This is a genomic window from Candidatus Cytomitobacter primus, assembly GCF_008189405.1.
Taxonomy (GTDB): domain Bacteria; phylum Pseudomonadota; class Alphaproteobacteria; order CAJXXZ01; family 1604HC; genus Cytomitobacter; species Cytomitobacter primus.
The window spans coordinates 288,306-305,654 of record NZ_CP043316.1 but is presented as its reverse complement, the minus strand read 5'-3'; the positions used below and the strand labels follow the sequence as shown (position 1 = coordinate 305,654).

16 protein-coding genes are annotated in these 17,349 nt (G+C 26.6%); 11 read left to right on the top strand and 5 right to left on the bottom strand.

Features of this window, described 5'->3' with window-relative positions; translation table 11 throughout:
- The first annotated feature begins 13 nt into the window (after positions 1-13).
- The 11 genes from FZC34_RS01360 to FZC34_RS01315 all read left to right on the top strand — a co-directional run bounded on the left by FZC34_RS01360 (position 14) and on the right by FZC34_RS01315 (position 9,913).
- Complete coding sequence (locus FZC34_RS01360) at positions 14-283, top strand: hypothetical protein (RefSeq protein ID WP_148971671.1); 270 nt, start codon at positions 14-16, stop codon at positions 281-283.
- Positions 284-322: 39 nt separating this feature from the next.
- Complete coding sequence (locus tag FZC34_RS01355; RefSeq protein WP_148971670.1) at positions 323-832, top strand: hypothetical protein; 510 nt, start codon at positions 323-325, stop codon at positions 830-832.
- Between the two features lie 433 nt (positions 833-1,265).
- Entirely contained in the window at positions 1,266-2,609 is a 1,344-nt protein-coding gene (locus FZC34_RS01350; RefSeq protein ID WP_187440070.1) for a proton-conducting transporter transmembrane domain-containing protein, read from the top strand.
- 33 nt (positions 2,610-2,642) lie between these two features.
- On the top strand, positions 2,643-3,605 hold the full coding sequence (locus FZC34_RS01345; protein ID WP_148971668.1) for an ABC transporter permease: 963 nt from the start codon (positions 2,643-2,645) through the stop codon (positions 3,603-3,605).
- Positions 3,606-3,609: 4 nt separating this feature from the next.
- On the top strand, positions 3,610-4,284 hold the full coding sequence (locus FZC34_RS01340; protein ID WP_148971667.1) for an ABC transporter ATP-binding protein: 675 nt from the start codon (positions 3,610-3,612) through the stop codon (positions 4,282-4,284).
- Positions 4,271-5,041 carry an MlaD family protein gene (locus tag FZC34_RS01335; RefSeq protein WP_187440069.1) on the top strand — a complete coding sequence of 257 codons (771 nt, stop codon included), beginning with the start codon at positions 4,271-4,273 and terminating at the stop codon, positions 5,039-5,041. The genes FZC34_RS01340 and FZC34_RS01335 overlap by 14 nt, the downstream gene beginning before the upstream one ends.
- Before the next feature lie 64 nt (positions 5,042-5,105).
- A complete protein-coding gene (locus tag FZC34_RS01330; protein ID WP_148971665.1) occupies positions 5,106-6,515 on the top strand; it encodes an Npt1/Npt2 family nucleotide transporter in 1,410 nt (469 codons plus the stop codon).
- A gap of 18 nt (positions 6,516-6,533) precedes the next feature.
- A complete protein-coding gene (locus FZC34_RS01325) occupies positions 6,534-6,938 on the top strand; it encodes a hypothetical protein (RefSeq protein WP_148971664.1) in 405 nt (134 codons plus the stop codon).
- Positions 6,931-7,803 carry a DMT family transporter gene (locus FZC34_RS01320; protein ID WP_187440068.1) on the top strand — a complete coding sequence of 291 codons (873 nt, stop codon included), beginning with the start codon at positions 6,931-6,933 and terminating at the stop codon, positions 7,801-7,803. Before FZC34_RS01325 ends, FZC34_RS01320 begins: the two co-directional genes overlap by 8 nt.
- A 34-nt stretch (positions 7,804-7,837) precedes the next feature.
- Entirely contained in the window at positions 7,838-7,987 is a 150-nt protein-coding gene (locus FZC34_RS02820) for a hypothetical protein (protein WP_187440067.1), read from the top strand.
- 153 nt (positions 7,988-8,140) lie between these two features.
- Complete coding sequence (locus tag FZC34_RS01315) at positions 8,141-9,913, top strand: hypothetical protein (RefSeq protein WP_148971662.1); 1,773 nt, start codon at positions 8,141-8,143, stop codon at positions 9,911-9,913.
- Between the two features lie 225 nt (positions 9,914-10,138).
- Here the strand turns inward: FZC34_RS01315 and FZC34_RS01310 are convergent, their stop codons facing one another.
- From FZC34_RS01310 to rplT, 5 genes are all read right to left on the bottom strand, one after another.
- Positions 10,139-11,863, bottom strand: coding sequence for a transglycosylase domain-containing protein (locus FZC34_RS01310; protein ID WP_187440066.1), 1,725 nt, complete (start codon positions 11,861-11,863; stop codon positions 10,139-10,141).
- A gap of 98 nt (positions 11,864-11,961) precedes the next feature.
- Positions 11,962-13,815 (bottom strand): translation elongation factor 4, encoded by a 1,854-nt coding sequence (gene lepA, locus FZC34_RS01305; protein ID WP_148971660.1) that lies wholly within the window; start codon positions 13,813-13,815, stop codon positions 11,962-11,964.
- The gene (gene ytpR / locus FZC34_RS01300; RefSeq protein WP_148971659.1) at positions 13,808-15,997 is read right to left on the bottom strand and encodes a YtpR family tRNA-binding protein; all 2,190 of its coding nucleotides are present in this window, start codon (positions 15,995-15,997) and stop codon (positions 13,808-13,810) included. The genes lepA and ytpR overlap by 8 nt, the downstream gene beginning before the upstream one ends.
- Before the next feature lie 3 nt (positions 15,998-16,000).
- Complete coding sequence (pheS, locus tag FZC34_RS01295; RefSeq protein WP_148971658.1) at positions 16,001-16,996, bottom strand: phenylalanine--tRNA ligase subunit alpha; 996 nt, start codon at positions 16,994-16,996, stop codon at positions 16,001-16,003.
- Positions 16,986-17,348, bottom strand: coding sequence for a 50S ribosomal protein L20 (rplT, locus tag FZC34_RS01290; protein WP_148971657.1), 363 nt, complete (start codon positions 17,346-17,348; stop codon positions 16,986-16,988). Before rplT ends, pheS begins: the two co-directional genes overlap by 11 nt.
- Position 17,349 lies beyond the last annotated feature (1 nt).

Here is a 17,349-nt window from a genome sequence, read left to right as displayed (position 1 = left end):
GTAGGATAAAATTATGAAAGTAAGGTTTATTATTAAATTCGCATTTCAATTTGCTTTAATTATATTTCTTGTAATGCAGAATATTAAAATTAACTCATCAATCAAATTTACAAATACAGCGATTCATACTATTAATATAGAATTAAATAAAATAAAAAATGAAATATCACATGTAAAAAATCATATTTCACTTATGCAGAGTAATGATATTGATTTACTTGAAACTAAAGCAATGTGGACATTAGGTTATTCACCTAAAAATGCAAAAATATTATTACATTAATCTTAAAATATGGAAAATATAAACATTCAAAAGGTAAGCATGAGCAGTAGTATTAAGAAAATTAATGTTAATAATAATCCATATAAAAAAAATACTATTATCAAGCTATTACAAAAAATATGTTTTGGGTCTGGGATTGCTTGCTTAGCAAATACAGAATTTTTTAATTTATATTATACAGTGCCTATATGCTTATTTTTATATTTTTACCTCTCGAATAAATTTTTGTTTTATATAGTTGGATTCTATGTTGCTAGTCAATTTGATGTGAGTGGAGGGTTTACAGCCGGGGTTCTATTTGCATTAGGGTTTAATTTGCAAAATACCTTATCATATCTTCTGGTACAAAAAAGAATTTTATATATAAGCATGGTATGTTTTTTCTTTTCTATGCTTTTGCTTTATAGTCAACTTATTGATATTCCATTTTTAAATCAAAAATGGCTATTTGATGCAGGTGTTGCTTTAGTTATATGGTTTGGTATCTCAATTCTTATGTCAAATAATAATTACTGTGAATCATCTGCAAAAGAAAGTGATTATAAATAAATGAATATAAGCAAAATAAATGAAAATCATATAAATGCCTTAATATACATTATCAATTATAACTTACTATACTATTCATTAATCAATTCACAATTAAAATTGAAGCTGGAAAATAAAATATGTTAAGTATTTTGATTCTAATGTCTTTTGGCATCTACTTTATAAAGCAAAGAAAAACAGCTGCAGTATTGGGTTATATTCTGATTGGTCAATCCATTAACTTATTCCTATTGTACATGAATATAGGCGCAAATTTACTAGAACAATCTCTTCTTTTAACCTCGATTGTGATAAGTTTAGGCATGATAGCGTTATTGATCAAAAAATGATTATTAGTTTATTACTGTTTATTACTTATTTAATAGTTTTATTACAAATAGCTCATGAAAGTAATAAAAGCACTACTTTCAATAAATATTATAAAATTCAATGTGTGTTTATTTTATGTTCAGTATTTATGCTTGTATATGATAAATCTTTATATAATTTTGATAGTAAATATATACAAGTAGTACCACATAATATAGGTGTGTTTATTACAATTTCATCAAGCATATTAACTGCTTTTGCTTTGTTTTTGAATCCTGATTTATCAGTTGGGTTGCTTACTAGTTTATATGGAATATATAAAATCACTTCTACAACAGATTTTTTCAATATGTATGTTGGATATGAAGTGTTATTATCTGGATTTGTATTTTGTTTGATTAAATCACAATATCCTCACTGGAAATTATATTTAAAGTATCAAATGTTAGCGAGTTTTATTTTGTTTTTTGGTGTTTGCTTGTTTTATTTAGAAAATGGTCATTTAGGAATTTTTTATAACCAAAAACCATTTTTCAATGCATATATATTACTACTAGGATTCTTGATAAAAGCAGGTGCATACCCATTCGGATTATGGATTGCTCTATATTCAAAAATACCAAACCAAATATTATTCTGGGCATCTGGATTGATTACAAAAATCTCAGTCTACTCTATATTAGTATTAATGCCATGGTTATCAAGTGGAATGTATAATTTATCTAATAGTGTTAATAAAGGATTAAGCAAATCAATAGTAAACCCAATCATAATATTACTTTCAAGCTTATATAATAACCATACTAAGCATAGTGATATTATTATGCATAATCATGAGAATCTTTATGCTAATACTTCAACTATCCTAAGCTTATTATGCAGTGTTGGATTAGGAGCAATTAGTATTTTGAGCGCAATTATTGGTGCAATCTTAGCTTATAAATCTTTAAATAGTAAGAAAATTCTTAGCTTTCATATTATGAGTCAAATAGGAATTATTTTAAATATAGCAGTTTTTGAATTTCATAATCAAATGAATTTTGGCCTTACAATTTTATATTTGACTCATCATATTTGGACTAAATCAACTCTTTTTCTTATGGTTGATGATAAGCAGTCGTGGCTTTGTAAATATGCAGCATTATCTTTAATAGGTTTCCCAATCACACCAGGTTTTATTGCAAAGTTCTCAGCACTATATTTCATGATACAAAAACATTATTACATTGGAGCAATGAGCCTAATATTATCTAGTATAATCACTGCATTTTCAGTAGAAAAATTTATGAACAGTTTTGAAAAACCCACCAAAAACCTAATAAAAAATGTAAACTTAAATAATGATTTATACAAAACAAATATATATAAAAACGATTTATATAAAAAACATACTTTATCTATAATTTCATTAGTAATTCATTATATATTGATGTATTATATAACTAAAATATTTATTATTTGCTCATGATTTATGTATAAATATGATATATAATTGAGTTGAATGCATAAATATGAATATTATAATGATATATTAATTTTAAAGGGTGTATGGACTAATTCAAGCATTCCATTACTTTTAAAAATAATACAAAAAAGCAAAAAAGTAGAAAATCTTGGAAATGTGTCAATTAACGTCCAATATATTATTGATAAATATAATTCTAATGATCAGTCAAAAATTAATTATGAAAAGCATCAAATTATAAAGCCTGTAGAACATAGCTTTATGATGAAAATTATTAAAATGCAAATTAAACTACTAAAAAAAATCAGATTAACTGTTGCGCAAAAAGAAGCTTTTAAAGATTATTTTATTACAGATTTTACAGAGCTTGGGATGAATAGTGTTCTTTTGATTTCTATTATGTGCTCTGTTTTAGGAATTGCTATTGTGTTAGAAAGTTATGCACAACTTCATTATCTAGGTGTTGAAGCATTTACAATGCATTTCTTTATATCCTTTGCTTTGAGAGAAATGATGCCTATAATGACAGCAATTTTAATAGCTAGCAAATGTGTTACATCTATTACTGCAAAAATTTCAGCTCAAAAAATTAATTCTGAGCTAAAAATGCTAGAATTAATGAATATTTCAGAAAATATTGTATTAAAACCAAAATGGCTTGCTTGCATTTTGATTATGCCATTAATGAATATTTATGCATTATTTTTCTCAATTTTATTTGGAACAATAGCATATTCAACTCTATCTAATTATAATTTAATTTTTGCATTTAATCATATTATGGAATTTATCAATATGCCTAATTTTATTATTTCACAAGCTAAATCTATTATATTTGGATGGTGGTTAGGGCTTACAATGTGCTCTGCTGGAATATTATATGAATTTGGAACAGAAAATTTAGGAAAATCTGTTGTAAAAGCTGTAATATATTCAATAAGTGGAATAATTATATTTGATATGATTGTTATGTTTATATGTACGAAAATGGGAGTATAATATAATGAAATCTTTGCTAAAATGTGAGCAAATCACAACATATATGCAAGATGAAATAATTCATCAAAACTTAGATTTTACAATTAATAAAGGTGAAATCATTTCATTAATGGGTAGGTCAGGGTCAGGAAAAACATCTTTTGCAAATATATTGCTTGGTTTTATTCCAATACATTCTGGAAAAATATTATGGAAAAATGAGCCTTTTGATTTATCAAATATTAAATTGAAAATGGGGTTACAACCACAAAATAGTGCTTTATTAAGTGATAAAACTGTTATTGAAAATGTTGCAATGCCTTTAAGGTATATTTCAAATTTCAGCTGGCAATTAGCATTTGAATTAGCATTAAATAAAATATTATTAGTAGGTTTATCTGAAAAAGATTGCTATAAATACCCTCATATGCTTTCAGGAGGAATGATGAAGCGTGTTGCATTAGCTAGAGCATTATCTATAGATCCAGAACTATTAATATTAGATGAGCCAGTTTCAGGATTAGACGCAATAAGCTCTAAACAGTTTGAAAATTTAATTTGGAGCTTACCAAACTCAACTTCTGTTATATGCATAACCCATAATTTTATTAAATCTCATAAATATTATGTATTAGAAAATAAAAAAATAGTACAATTTGATGAGCAATCAATTAAGGAAAGTGATTATGTTAAATTTTAATAAAAATTTTTTGGATAAAAAAGTATTAGCTTTTATCCTATTTGCAACCGCACCGATTATACTTTATTTATTAATTAATCTTCATTATTTTCAAAAGAAATCACTATATAATATTAGTTTTGATGAAAATATTAGTGGGTTAGAAATTGGATCTTCTATACTATTTAATGGTGTAAATATAGGGCACATAAAAAATATTTCTATTAATTATGAAAATGATCAAATAGATATTAAAGCTCTAATACATAATAAAATGAATGTAGAAAATAAAGTTGCTCAAATAGAATCACAAGGATTTTCAGGACATAAATACGTTAATTTAGTTCAATCTAAAGAATATAAATTAATTCATAAAAATAATACATTGTGCATACCATCTAGAAAATCTGGAATGGTAAAAATAATGAATAATGCCCCACTAATTGCTGACCAATCATCAAGCTTAATTAAGAAATTAAATGCTATTGATTTAAAATTATTGAATAATATTCTAAAAAATATAAATAATATATCAAATAAATTTGACAAACTCATAGATAACGCAAATAAAGCGCTTGATAAAACAAACAATATATTAGGAAATATGAACTATGCAATAAAAGATAGTAAATCAAATTTACAAGATTTCTTTTTGGTTTCTCTCCCAAAATTAAATAATAGTATAAATAGTTTAGATGAGTTATTAATAGATTCAAATAAAATAATGAAAAAGTTCAAAGAAAAACCAGTCAAGTTTTTACTAGACTGGTATAATTAACCTAGACATATTCTATTTTAGTAGTAGAATTAAATATGATCGTTTTGAAGTTAGCAGTAATTGTATGGATTTAAGTAATAAAATTATCAGTGAGTCTAAAAAATTTGTTTGTTTATTGTCTATTATAACTTTAACGCTATTTAATAATGCTGTTTTAAGAGTTATTAAAGATACATTATTATTTTCAGATAACTCTAGTATTGAAGTTGTGCATTTTATAAAATCATTTTTAGTTATGCCTATCTCTATGGTTTTTGTATATTTTTATACAAAAGTGAGCCTTACAGTTAAAAGTAATAAAATCATTTATATAATCATGTTTTCTTTCATGCTTTTCTTCACATTATATGCTTTTTTACACCCTGTAAGAATGCATTTACATCCTGATCCTAACTCAATAAATTTATTAATAAAAAATAATGAACACTTAAAATGGCTTTTAATTTTATATGGATCTTGGTCTAACGCATTATTTTATATATTTTCAGAATTATGGTCATCTGTAGCATTAAATTTAATATTTTGGCAATTTGCAAATAATATTAATACAATAAAAGAAGCTAAGAAAAACTATGTTTATTTTGGAATATTTGGAAGTTTAGGAATGGTTTCAGGAGGAGGCTTAGTTTCATACCTTTTTTCATCCAACTTTCAATATAAAATATCTTTAATGAGCATAATAATATCAATTAGTATTGTGTGCATTATTTTATTATATAAATTTATATTCACAAAAGTACTACATAATACTTATGATGCAATTGAAATCAAACCAACTAAATCTAAATTTAAGTTTTATGATATGATAAATATTTTCATTAAATCAAAATATTTAAGGTATATGATGGTATTAGTTTTTTGCTATCACATGACAAGCAATTTAATTGAAGTAACATGGAAATCGATATTAAAACTATCAGTTGGAAATGCAGAATCCTATGCTAGCTATATGGGGATAATTTATATGATATCTGGCATACTATCAATACTATTATTTTATTTTCCTAAACAATTAATGAAAAAAGCATCTTGGAGAACTATCGCAATGTTAATCCCTGTTAGTTTAATAGTATTAACAACAGTCTTTTATATAGCATTATTTAATTCTGGTATTTATATGCATATATTTAACAAATCAAATTTAAGAATAATTGCAATTATAGGTGCAATTTACTATATATGTAATAGGTTTTTAAAATATGCTTTGTTTGATCCTATCAAAGAAATTGCATATATACCGTTAGGAAAAGAAGAGCGACTAAAAGGAAAAGCAATGATTGATGTATTTGGTGGAAAATTATCTAAAGCAACAAGTGGATATATTCAAGCTTTATTATTAATGATTGTTCCTTCTGGAAATCAAATATATATATCCTATTACACTATATATATTGTAGTATTTTGCATGTTAATTTGGATTATATCTGTACATAATTTATCGTATGAGTATGAGAAAATTGCAACTAAAGACTAAATATGATACATTATATGGATGAGGTTTTTATCTTTTATTTTTATCTTTTTAATTTCCTTCACTAGCGCTAAAAAGAATAACTGTATTTCTGAGCAAGAGGAATTAAATGAGGTATTATTATTAAAAAAAAGTTTTATTGATGGAGATTGGTTTGCTAAATATGTAAAGGGGTATTCTACAAGAATAATGGTCGAATATTGCCAAAAAGCTTATAAATCCTATTTAAAAGATTTAATAATGATAAGATTATTTGAATTAAATGAAGTGAGTGAAAAAACTTTACAAAATCAGCTAGATAATACTAGTCATAAATGTAAATTATGCCTTGCTTCCATTAAAATTGCATCTGACAATAAATTCATACAAGAGCATTGGATTAAATTTATCCTAAAAAATGATCAGAAAAAGCTCAATCATGCTTAGTAATTATATTAAAGCCTCTACTTGGTTTGTAATATCAATTTTATGTGGATTTTTTAATGATTTTATTTTAAGGTATATTTCTGTAAATGAAGCAATAGATATTAGTGCATTTCAAGCTATTTTTCTAAGATTCATATCAAGTGCTATGATATTATTTCCTTTTTTTATGATGCAGAAAACACGTCATATAGATAGTCATAAATTAACCAAGCACGCTATCAGGTCTGTTTTATTATTTATACCAATGGTTTTATGGACTTATGGGGTTGATAATGGAACTTTAATCTTTGCAACATTCATGGAATTTTCTATACCATTGTTTGTATCAATTATTGCATATTTATTTCTTGGAGAATCATTAAAAGGAAGATTATTATCTATATTATTAGGTATTATTGGAATTAGTATTGTTGCTATACAGTATATAGAATTTATAAATATATTAGTTATCATAGCAATGGCATTAGCTGCTATTTTATATGCTACATCTGATATCATTAATAAGCATTTATTAAATGATAATGAAGGCATTACTAATTTATTGTTTTTTTCATCAGTTGGAGTTGCATTAATCAGTTTGCCATTTGCTATTACATTATGGAAATGCATTTCATCATACCAATTACTGCTTTACTTTATTCAAGGTGTTTTAGGCAATTTATTAGTGTATTTCATATTAAAAGCGTATGAACTAACAGATATTTCTTCCTTACAATCGTTAAGATTTTTATCATTTCCAATTTCTTTATTTCTTAGCTTAAAATTAGGAGATAAATTATGTTTTAAATCATTATTCATTGGTATATCTCTATTAATTATTTCATTAAGTTATAGTATATATAATGAAACTAAAAGTAGTGATTAATAATATATTAATTATCAAGTTATAAAATAAAATTATGTTATTATTGTTTTCTATTATAGCATTTAGTAATCATGCTAATATGCAAAAACACATTCGCATAAATCCATGGTGCAAAACACATGTAGAACGAGAAATGGTTGATTCATTAAAAAGATCTAACCCATATTTAAAAATGTCATATTAATTAATATATAATATCAAGCTAATTTATTCTTTGAATAACTGAGTAAGCTTTAAATTGCCGATATATTCCAACGTAACTATCAATCATTTAAAATTAAATTAACTATTAATACAATAACTTCATAAACAAAATATTATATGATATCATGCAATTATGCAAAGATTATCATTTTTAATATTGATTTTATGTATCAATAATTTGGATGCAGTTGATACTCCTACTGCTATACCAATAGGTGCAAGAGTTCAATCTGACATGCATATGCAATCATCTGATAAAACAGATAGAGAGTTATCGTATACAGATGCACAAGATGAGCCTATACAAGAAGATCCTGAAACTCCTATTTTACAAAGATCAACTCAAACTGAACAATCTGGTCAAAGTCAAACAGTGACTCCAACTCCTGCTTCAGCTAAAAGTTCGGTGCAATTTCATACTCCAACGCAACCTATACCTACACCAGTTTCTGAAACTCCATTACAAGCATTTGCAAAAAAACAAAGTAATGATTTGCCAGATGCTAACGAATTCATCAGAATAATTGGACAAGATAAGTTTGACCAAATGGTTAATAGATTCAACGGTGGAATAAATGGATTTAATGATTTAAGAAATCCTTATATTGCGCCTGATGATCAAGCTAAAAGATTTAATTTTAAAGGGATGAGCAACTACCTAAATAGTTTATCAAGGTATAATACAAAATCAACTTTATTTGAATTAAATGGTAAAGTTAATGCATTAAAATATGAAATGGATGAGATTCCAGAAATATGGATTAAGAAGCATACTGAAGATTATTTTTCAAACTTATATAAGGGATGTAGTGTGAGTTTTCAAGAAAAAAAAGATGGAGTTCAGCTTGGGTTCAAAGCAATAGTTTCTCTACAAAATGCTGATCAAATAAAATATCATGTAAAAAGCCATGCTGCTGGATGGGCTAAAAATGAAATGGGATCTATTAATTCAACTGCAAAACCAGCAGAATTTGATGAAGTTTTTATTTTTCATGCACTTTCTATTCTAGGTAATAATGGATCATCTATAGGGCCTAATGATATACATTTTTATGGTAGAGATATAAAAAATGTATGTATAGCAACTAAAGATATTGATGAGTTTCAGACATATGATTGTATTGCAAAAAATAATGCTCTTCAAGAATTAGTTGGAAAACTGGTAGAAGAACTTAGAACTGAAAATAGGTCAATTAATAAAAATGATGATCAGTTTGAGCCAGATGCAAAAAAACGCAAGACAGCAGATCTTTTTGAGTTAACAGAAATCCCATTTGTTAATGAAAAGCAAGTTAGAGAAATTGAAGAAGATATAATTGCAAGAAATTTTTTATATGAAATGACAAAAATGGATGTTATAAATAGAATTTTTTCATTAAGAGATGTGTATAATAACACTGGCAATTTTGGATTTGTTTTCAAAGATGATAAGTGTAAATTAAAAATTATTGATTTTCGACCATCAATACATTTAAATCAAGATAACTATAATGCTGTTGTACTCAAACATGGTCATGAAAGCTCTGAATTTGATTATTTTGCTATTGGAAATGGCATTTTTCAAGGCAGTAAAGATAATATAATTCAATATGCATTCAAGCTTAGACCTGTGCACTTAAGAATAAAAGATGCTAAAAAAATACTTAATGAAATATTTAGTGATTTTGATAAAAAATTAGATGAAATTATAAATAAGTCTACTGTTCAATATAGACAACTTAAAACAGACAAAGAAGCAGAAAACCATGCTATCAACATTTTAGATAGATCATGCCGTATACTTAAAATTATAATAAAGGCAAATTATCAGAGTATGTTAGATGGTGTAAACAATGATACTATAACTTTTAAAAACAATGATATTAATACAAATTACTTAAGAGATTATTGCCGTGATGTTGAATAAATAATTACAATAAAAAAACACTTATAGAATTGCTATATGAATATCATAAATTATTGCGAAATATGTGTTAATGTTATAGAAAACTGTTACTCATTATACAAGTTTTACTAATCTATTTAATATATACCTTAAAATTGAGAATTTTAATTAATTTATTAACAATAAATTTGTACATATAAAAATATAAATTAATCTATTTTTCATTTATATATAAAACAACAGTTTTTAGGTTAATAACTTAGCTTTATATTCTTTATTACTCTTAAAAAACTTATTCCAATTTGCAATGTCTGAATCATTTACCTCAACTCCAGATGCAAAATCTTTCCATGCGACTACACTAGGATTTGGTCCTCTATTTAGTTTCATAGATTTCAAATAATCATCATTTCCACACCAAGTTCCAATAATCAAATTAGGAGTGAACCCTATAAACCAAAAATCACGATACTCTTGAGAAGATCCACTTTTTCCAGCCGCAGGGTAGGGTAATTTTATACTCTTTCCAGTACCACGTGGTGAAATAACTTGCTTCATAATAATGCCCATTTCTTTTGCAATATCAGATTTAATAATAATTTCAGCCTTACTATCTGGAATATACTTAAATAATACCTGATTATTATCTTTATCTGTAATTTTTGTAATGCCAAATGATTTGAATTTTTTTCCTTGATTTGGTATTATACCAAATGCATTTACTAATTCTAACAAGCTTGCACTTGAACTACCTAATGAAATAGATAGATTATTTTCTGTTGTATCAGACAAGCCCAAATAAGATGAAAGGCTAGTAATGTTTTCTATTCCAATATGGTTTGCTAATCTCACAGTTATTCCATTAATAGATTTAATAAACCCATCTTCCATAGGCAAAAACCCCATTTCTTTATGGTAATAATTGCTAGGAGACCATCCATTTATATTAGGGCATGAATCATCAACTAAAGTCCCAGGAGTAATATTATTTTGTAAAGCTGATAAATATACAAAAAATTTAAATATAGATCCAGTTTGCCTAAATGCTTGAGTTGCTCTATTAAAACCACCACTAGAATATTCAACCCCACCAATCATCGCTTTGATTTTACCTTGATAATCAGATGCAATTAATGAAATATGTTCAAAATTCCAATTCTCACTATTATTATTGTAAATTTGAGATGCTATTTTATCAGCGTGCTGTTGTAATTTTATATCAATAGTAGTAATTATTTCTAAATTTACTTTCATATCTGAAATCCAACTTGGTATCTGGTTTCGTACAACCCAATCTGTAAAATAATATATAGATTTATAGTTAATTTGATGAATCAATTTAGATTTATTTAATAACGCAACTTCTTTTTGATTTTCAGTAATATAACTTTGATCTACCATATTATCTAAAACATAACTGACTCTACTATTCAATTTTTCTGCGTTAAATGCATATTTTGATGGAGCTTTTAGCAAACTTACTAAGCATGCAGATTCATATAAAGTGATTTTGTTAACAGATTTTCCAAAATACTTCCAGCATGCAGCATTGATACCATATGTTCTGCTACCAAAATATACTCGATTCAAATAGAAGTATAAAATTTCTTCTTTAGTAAAATAATATTCTAATTTTAATGCTAATAAAGCTTCGCGTATTTTTCTTGTATAAGATCTAGCTGGAATCTTTCCACTTTGATGTAACAACAGATTTTTTGCTAATTGCTGTGTAATTGTACTTCCACCTTCTACTATTTTCTTTGAGGTGAAATTTTTAAATATAGCTCTAAAAATACTAAAAATATCAATACCATAATGATTCCAGAATCTACGATCTTCCAGAGCAATTAGAGCATTTGGTAAATTATCTGGAATATCTTTTATATCTATATCTGGATATTTAATATCTCCATAAGTAGCAATTAAATTGCTTTTTTCATCCTTAAAAATAATATATGGCTCAAATTTCATGTTAAACACATCGGTAACATTAGGTAAAGTTATGTTTATTACTAATAAAAATATAGTTATTCCAAAGATAGAATTAATTATAAATTTCCAAATAAGCCTCATTTGGACCTACGTAATACCTTCAGAATTGCTTTTTGAGGAACTGCAACTTTCCCTGCCATCATTTCTTTCATTTTCTTTTTTCCTTTTTTCTGTTTTTCTAATAATTTACGCTTCCTGCTTACATCACCACCGTAACATTTTGCAGTAACATCTTTTCTTAAAGCAGATATAGTTTCTCTTGCAATTATTTTGCCACCAATTGCTGCCTGTATAGGAATAGGAAACAAATGTCTTTCCAAAGAATCTTTTAATGATTTACATACCCATCTTCCATAAGATTCTGCGTTGCTCTTAAAAATCATAGTTGCAATTGCGTCTACTTTCACACCATCAACCAGAATATTAACAGGAACAATATCAGCTTCTTCGTATTTATCATCTTCATATTCAAAGCTTCCATATCCCTTAGTAATAGATTTTAATTTATCATGAAAATCAAAAATAATATCTGATAATGGGAATCGATAATTTAATATACATCTCTTAGAACTTTCATTTAACCCTTCTAAGTACTCTATCCCAATTTGTTTTCCTCTTTTTTCATCACATAATTTCATAGTAGGGCCAGTATATTCTTCATTAATAATAATACTAATTTTTACCCAAGGTTCTTCAACTTTTTCAATATAATTCTTTTCAGGCATCTCAGAAGGGTGGTTTACAAAAATTATAGATTCATCAGTCTTAGTAATTTTATATTTTACAGATGGAGAGGTCATAATCACATTTAAATCAAATTCTTGTTCTAATCTTTGCTGTATAACTTCAAGGTGCAACAAACCTAAAAACCCACATCTAAACCCAGATCCTAAGCTAGGCATATTAGTGTTTTCAACTAATAAGCTTCCATCATGTAGCTTCAATTTATCTAAAGCTGTTTTCAAAAGATTATAATCAGAGCTATCTACAGGATAAATACAGCAAAAAACAACAGGCTTTACCTCTTGGAATCCTTCTAATGGAGTCGTAATCTTACTATCTTTTTCTATAATAGTATCTCCAAGCATTACATCAGATAAAGTTCTAATATTAGCAATAATAAATCCAACCATGCCAGGACCTAAATGAGGTAAGTTTTTCTTTTTTGGAGTAAGAACACCTAGGTGATCTATAGTGAAAACAGCGTTTGTATGCATCATTCTAATATTCATATTAGGTGTTAATTTACCATCAATTACTTTTACTAATAAAACAATTCCAAGAAACTGGTCAAACCAACCATCAACAAGCAACGCTTTTAGCTCATTATTAATATTTCCAGATGGAGAAGGTGCTTTTTCTATAATTTTATGAATCACTTCATCAATCCCAAGTCCTGTTTTTGCTGAAACCTGTAAAGGGGTATCATCAATCCCAAGCACATCTCTAACTTGAGCACTCACTCCATCTACATCAGAGGATGGTAAATCTACTTTATTCAATACAGGTATTAATATTAAATCTTCTTCAATAGCTTTATAAATATTTGCAATAGTTTGCGCCTGTACACCTTGGCTGGCATCAATTAAAACTAAAGCAGCTTCACATGCTTTTAAAGACCTTTTAACTTCATAGCTAAAATCTACATGTCCAGGAGTATCAATCAAGTTTAAAGTGTATAACTCTCCATTTAAAATATAATTTAATGATACAGCTTGAGCTTTTACAGTAATTCCTCTTTGCTTCTCTACATCTAAAGAATCAAGCATTTGTTGTCGCAAATCTCTATGCTCAACACCTTTACAAAATTCAATTAATCGATCAGATAGCGTGGATTTCCCATGATCTATATGAGCAATAATAGCAAAATTTCTAATTTTTCTAGGATCAGTATATTCTATTTTCTTATTCTTGCTAATTTCATTACTCATATTTACACCCTAACTCTTCTACTAGCCTTACTAGCTCATTACATTTTTCTTCAATTTCCTCAGATGTTTTAGTTTGATCTAATTCTTCCCAAATCATTCTAATTCCTACTGATTTTTCTTCAGCAAGCTTATACGTAGGATATACATCAAATATCTTTATGCTTATGCTTTTATCAAATTTCATATTAATTATATTCATAACCATTGCAACTGGTAAATCTTTTGGCATCCTAAATGATAGATCTTTATGAATAACATTACAATTAGATAGAATATTATTTTGCATACTATTTCTATGATCTAATATAATTAAATCAAGATTAATTTCAAAGATGAAAAGTTTTTGCTTTATCTTAAAATGTTTTGCCATTTGGTTATCCAATTCTACCAACTTACAAACAGGATTGCTATTAATATGCCATTCACATCCATTTTGTAGATTTACTTGATTCTCATATTTTATATTTGCAAATTTTAAAAAGTCTTCAACTTCTTTTTTACATTCGAAGAAATCTTTTGGCTTCTGATTCCAATCATTTAACTTTGGCAACCAAACACAACTTAAATAATTATATTGTTTATCTTGTATAAACACTTTGCCAATTTCAAATATTCCATCACATTGCCAATTATAACGTAAATATTTACTTGATAAATGCAATAACCCAGAAATTAAAGATGTTCTTAAGTATGTTTGCTTAGATGTCATGGGATTATTTAATTTGATCAACCCATGGTCAAAAAACAAAGCATCTTTTTTATCCATAAATGAATTATTGCAGACTTCATATAATCCATTTTGAATCCAGAATTTACGAAAAATAAAATGCATATCATATGCAAATTTAACCTTTATATTATTTAAAGTTTGAATAGGAATATTATCCACACCATAGTATCGTATGACCTCTTCAATTAAACACGAAGAGTCAATTATATCATTCTTTCTCCAAATTGGAACTTCAACTTTAATCATGTTTGGTGTCTCAGATAAAATATTAAAATCCAGATTTGATAACGCTATTTTCACTTCATCATTAGAGTAATCATTTCCAGAAATTTCTCTCACTTCAGCAAAATTAAGTTCAATCTGCTGATTAATAGCATCATTAACTTGTTTATACCCATTTATAAAAGCATACCCACAATATTTTTCCAATAAATCGATTAAGTAATTTATAGCAATTTTTATATTAGATATATCCCCATAAGAATATTTTAAATTCTGCTCTTCATAATTATTAATAAATAAATATAGTTTTAAATTACTTATCATTGTCTCATCTATTTTAATTTCAGTTTGACAACCTAAAGCATTATTATTCAAACTATTACCATTTAGATTATTTCTATGCTCTAAAATGTCAGATTCTGATTGCAAATTCGTAATAAAAAAATTGTATCCAAATATATATTGAACATAATTTACAATATTTTCTAAACAATTTGAACTTATATTTATGCCAACAGAACTTAATCTATTAATAATAAAAATTGGAGTTTCAGGCTTTTTGCCATTAAGAGTATTTTTTAATTCTGCAAATGCAATATCATAATCTTTGCCAAAATCAGATAAAACATTTTCTCTATTTTCTAATATGTACTTATTTTCATAATGATCTATTTTTGAACCATTTTTAATCCTAAATCCAGCTGATATTTCTCTAGCAATACCAAAAATATTTAAAACATCTTTTCTATTAGCCGTAACTTCAATATCAAATAATTCCCCATTATCTAATAAATCCGATATAGATACATCTAAACTTATATCATGTAAATCTAAAATCCCATCAGATTTAATATTTAACCCTAATTCATCTGCAGAGCAAAGCATTCCACAACTTTCAATCCCACGAATATTAGCTTTTTGTAAAACCATACCTGTTTTAGGTATTTTAGATCCTACTGTTGCTAAAATCACTCTCATCCCTATGTATAGATTGGATGCTCCACATACGATATTATATGTTTCATTATTATATGTTTTTACAGTACATAGGCTTAATTTATCAGCATTGGGGTGTTTAGAAATTTCAATTATTTCTACAGATTTAAAGCCATCAAAATCACAAGAATGTTTCTGACATTCTATTTCAAATCCTCTATCAACTAACCGTATATCTATATTAGTCAAATCAAAATCATAAAAATCTTTTATCCAATTTATTGTAAATTTCATTAATTAATTCTCCGTAGAATTTCCATATTGTTTTAACCATGGGTAATGATTATCAGTTAAATCATGAATATTAGTTATTCCAAACTTAATCATTGTAATTCTTTCCAAACCAATTCCAAATGCAAATCCTTTTTTATATCCATATTTAGATAAAATATTTTTTCTAATCATACCAGCTCCAAGTATTTCAAGCCATTTTCCATTTTCGAACTTAACATCAACTTCAACAGATGGTTCAGTAAAGGGGAAATATCCCGGACGCAACCTAATTTCAACATCATCCTTTTCAAAGAACTTCTTCAAGAAATCTAACAAAAAACCTTTTAAAGTAGAAATAGAAGCAGAATTATCTATAATAAACCCTTCAATTTGGTGAAACATAGGCAAATGAGTTGAATCATCATCTCTTCTATATACATCTCCAATAGAATAAATTCTAAATTCATCTACATATTTTTGAGATTCTAAAGCTCTTATTTGCACTGCAGTAGTATGAGTACGCAATACATCATCATTTATAAAAAATGTATCTTTCTCATTACGAGCAGGGTGGTTTTTAGAAATATTCAAAGCATCAAAATTATAATATTCTTTTTCTATAGAAGGGCCATCTTCATATATAAATCCCATCTCTTGCATAATTTTGTGAATATATTCTTTAGATAATGATAGTGGGTGCAAATTACCTATAGCACTAGATACAGGAATAGAATAATCAATTTGATCTGTCGGTATTTGTTTGTTTTGAAAAGCACTGATTTTTTTTCTGTAAAAAAGGTTAAAAAAATCCTTTAGTTGATTGATTTCAAACCCAATGCTTTTTTTGTTTTCATTGCTTAATTCTGAATTTTTTAAATATTTTTTTAAGTAAGCATTTAAAATACCTTCTTTTCCAATAAACTTAGATTTTACTAAAATGAGACCTTTCATGTCTTTACATGATGAAATCTCTTCTTCAATATTTTGTTTTATACTATTAATTTCATTTTCATGAAGCATTTTGTGCAGGAACAACCTTTTTCACTAAATCTGCAAAATGATCAGGATTCATAATTGCTAATTCAGATAATACTTTTCTATTTAGCTCTATACCAGCAGTTTTCAAATGATTCATAAACTTACTGTAATTAATACCAAAAGATTTTACAGCAGCATTAATTCTTTGAATCCATAAAGATCTATAAACACGCTTTTTGTTTCTTCTGTCTCTATAAGCGTATTGCCACCCTTTTTCAACTCTAGATTTTGCAACACGATAACATGTAGATGATCTACCTTGATATCCCTTAGCAGCCTCTAAGATCTTCTTATGTCTTCTCTTTTTATTAGTTCCTCTTTTTATTCTTACCATT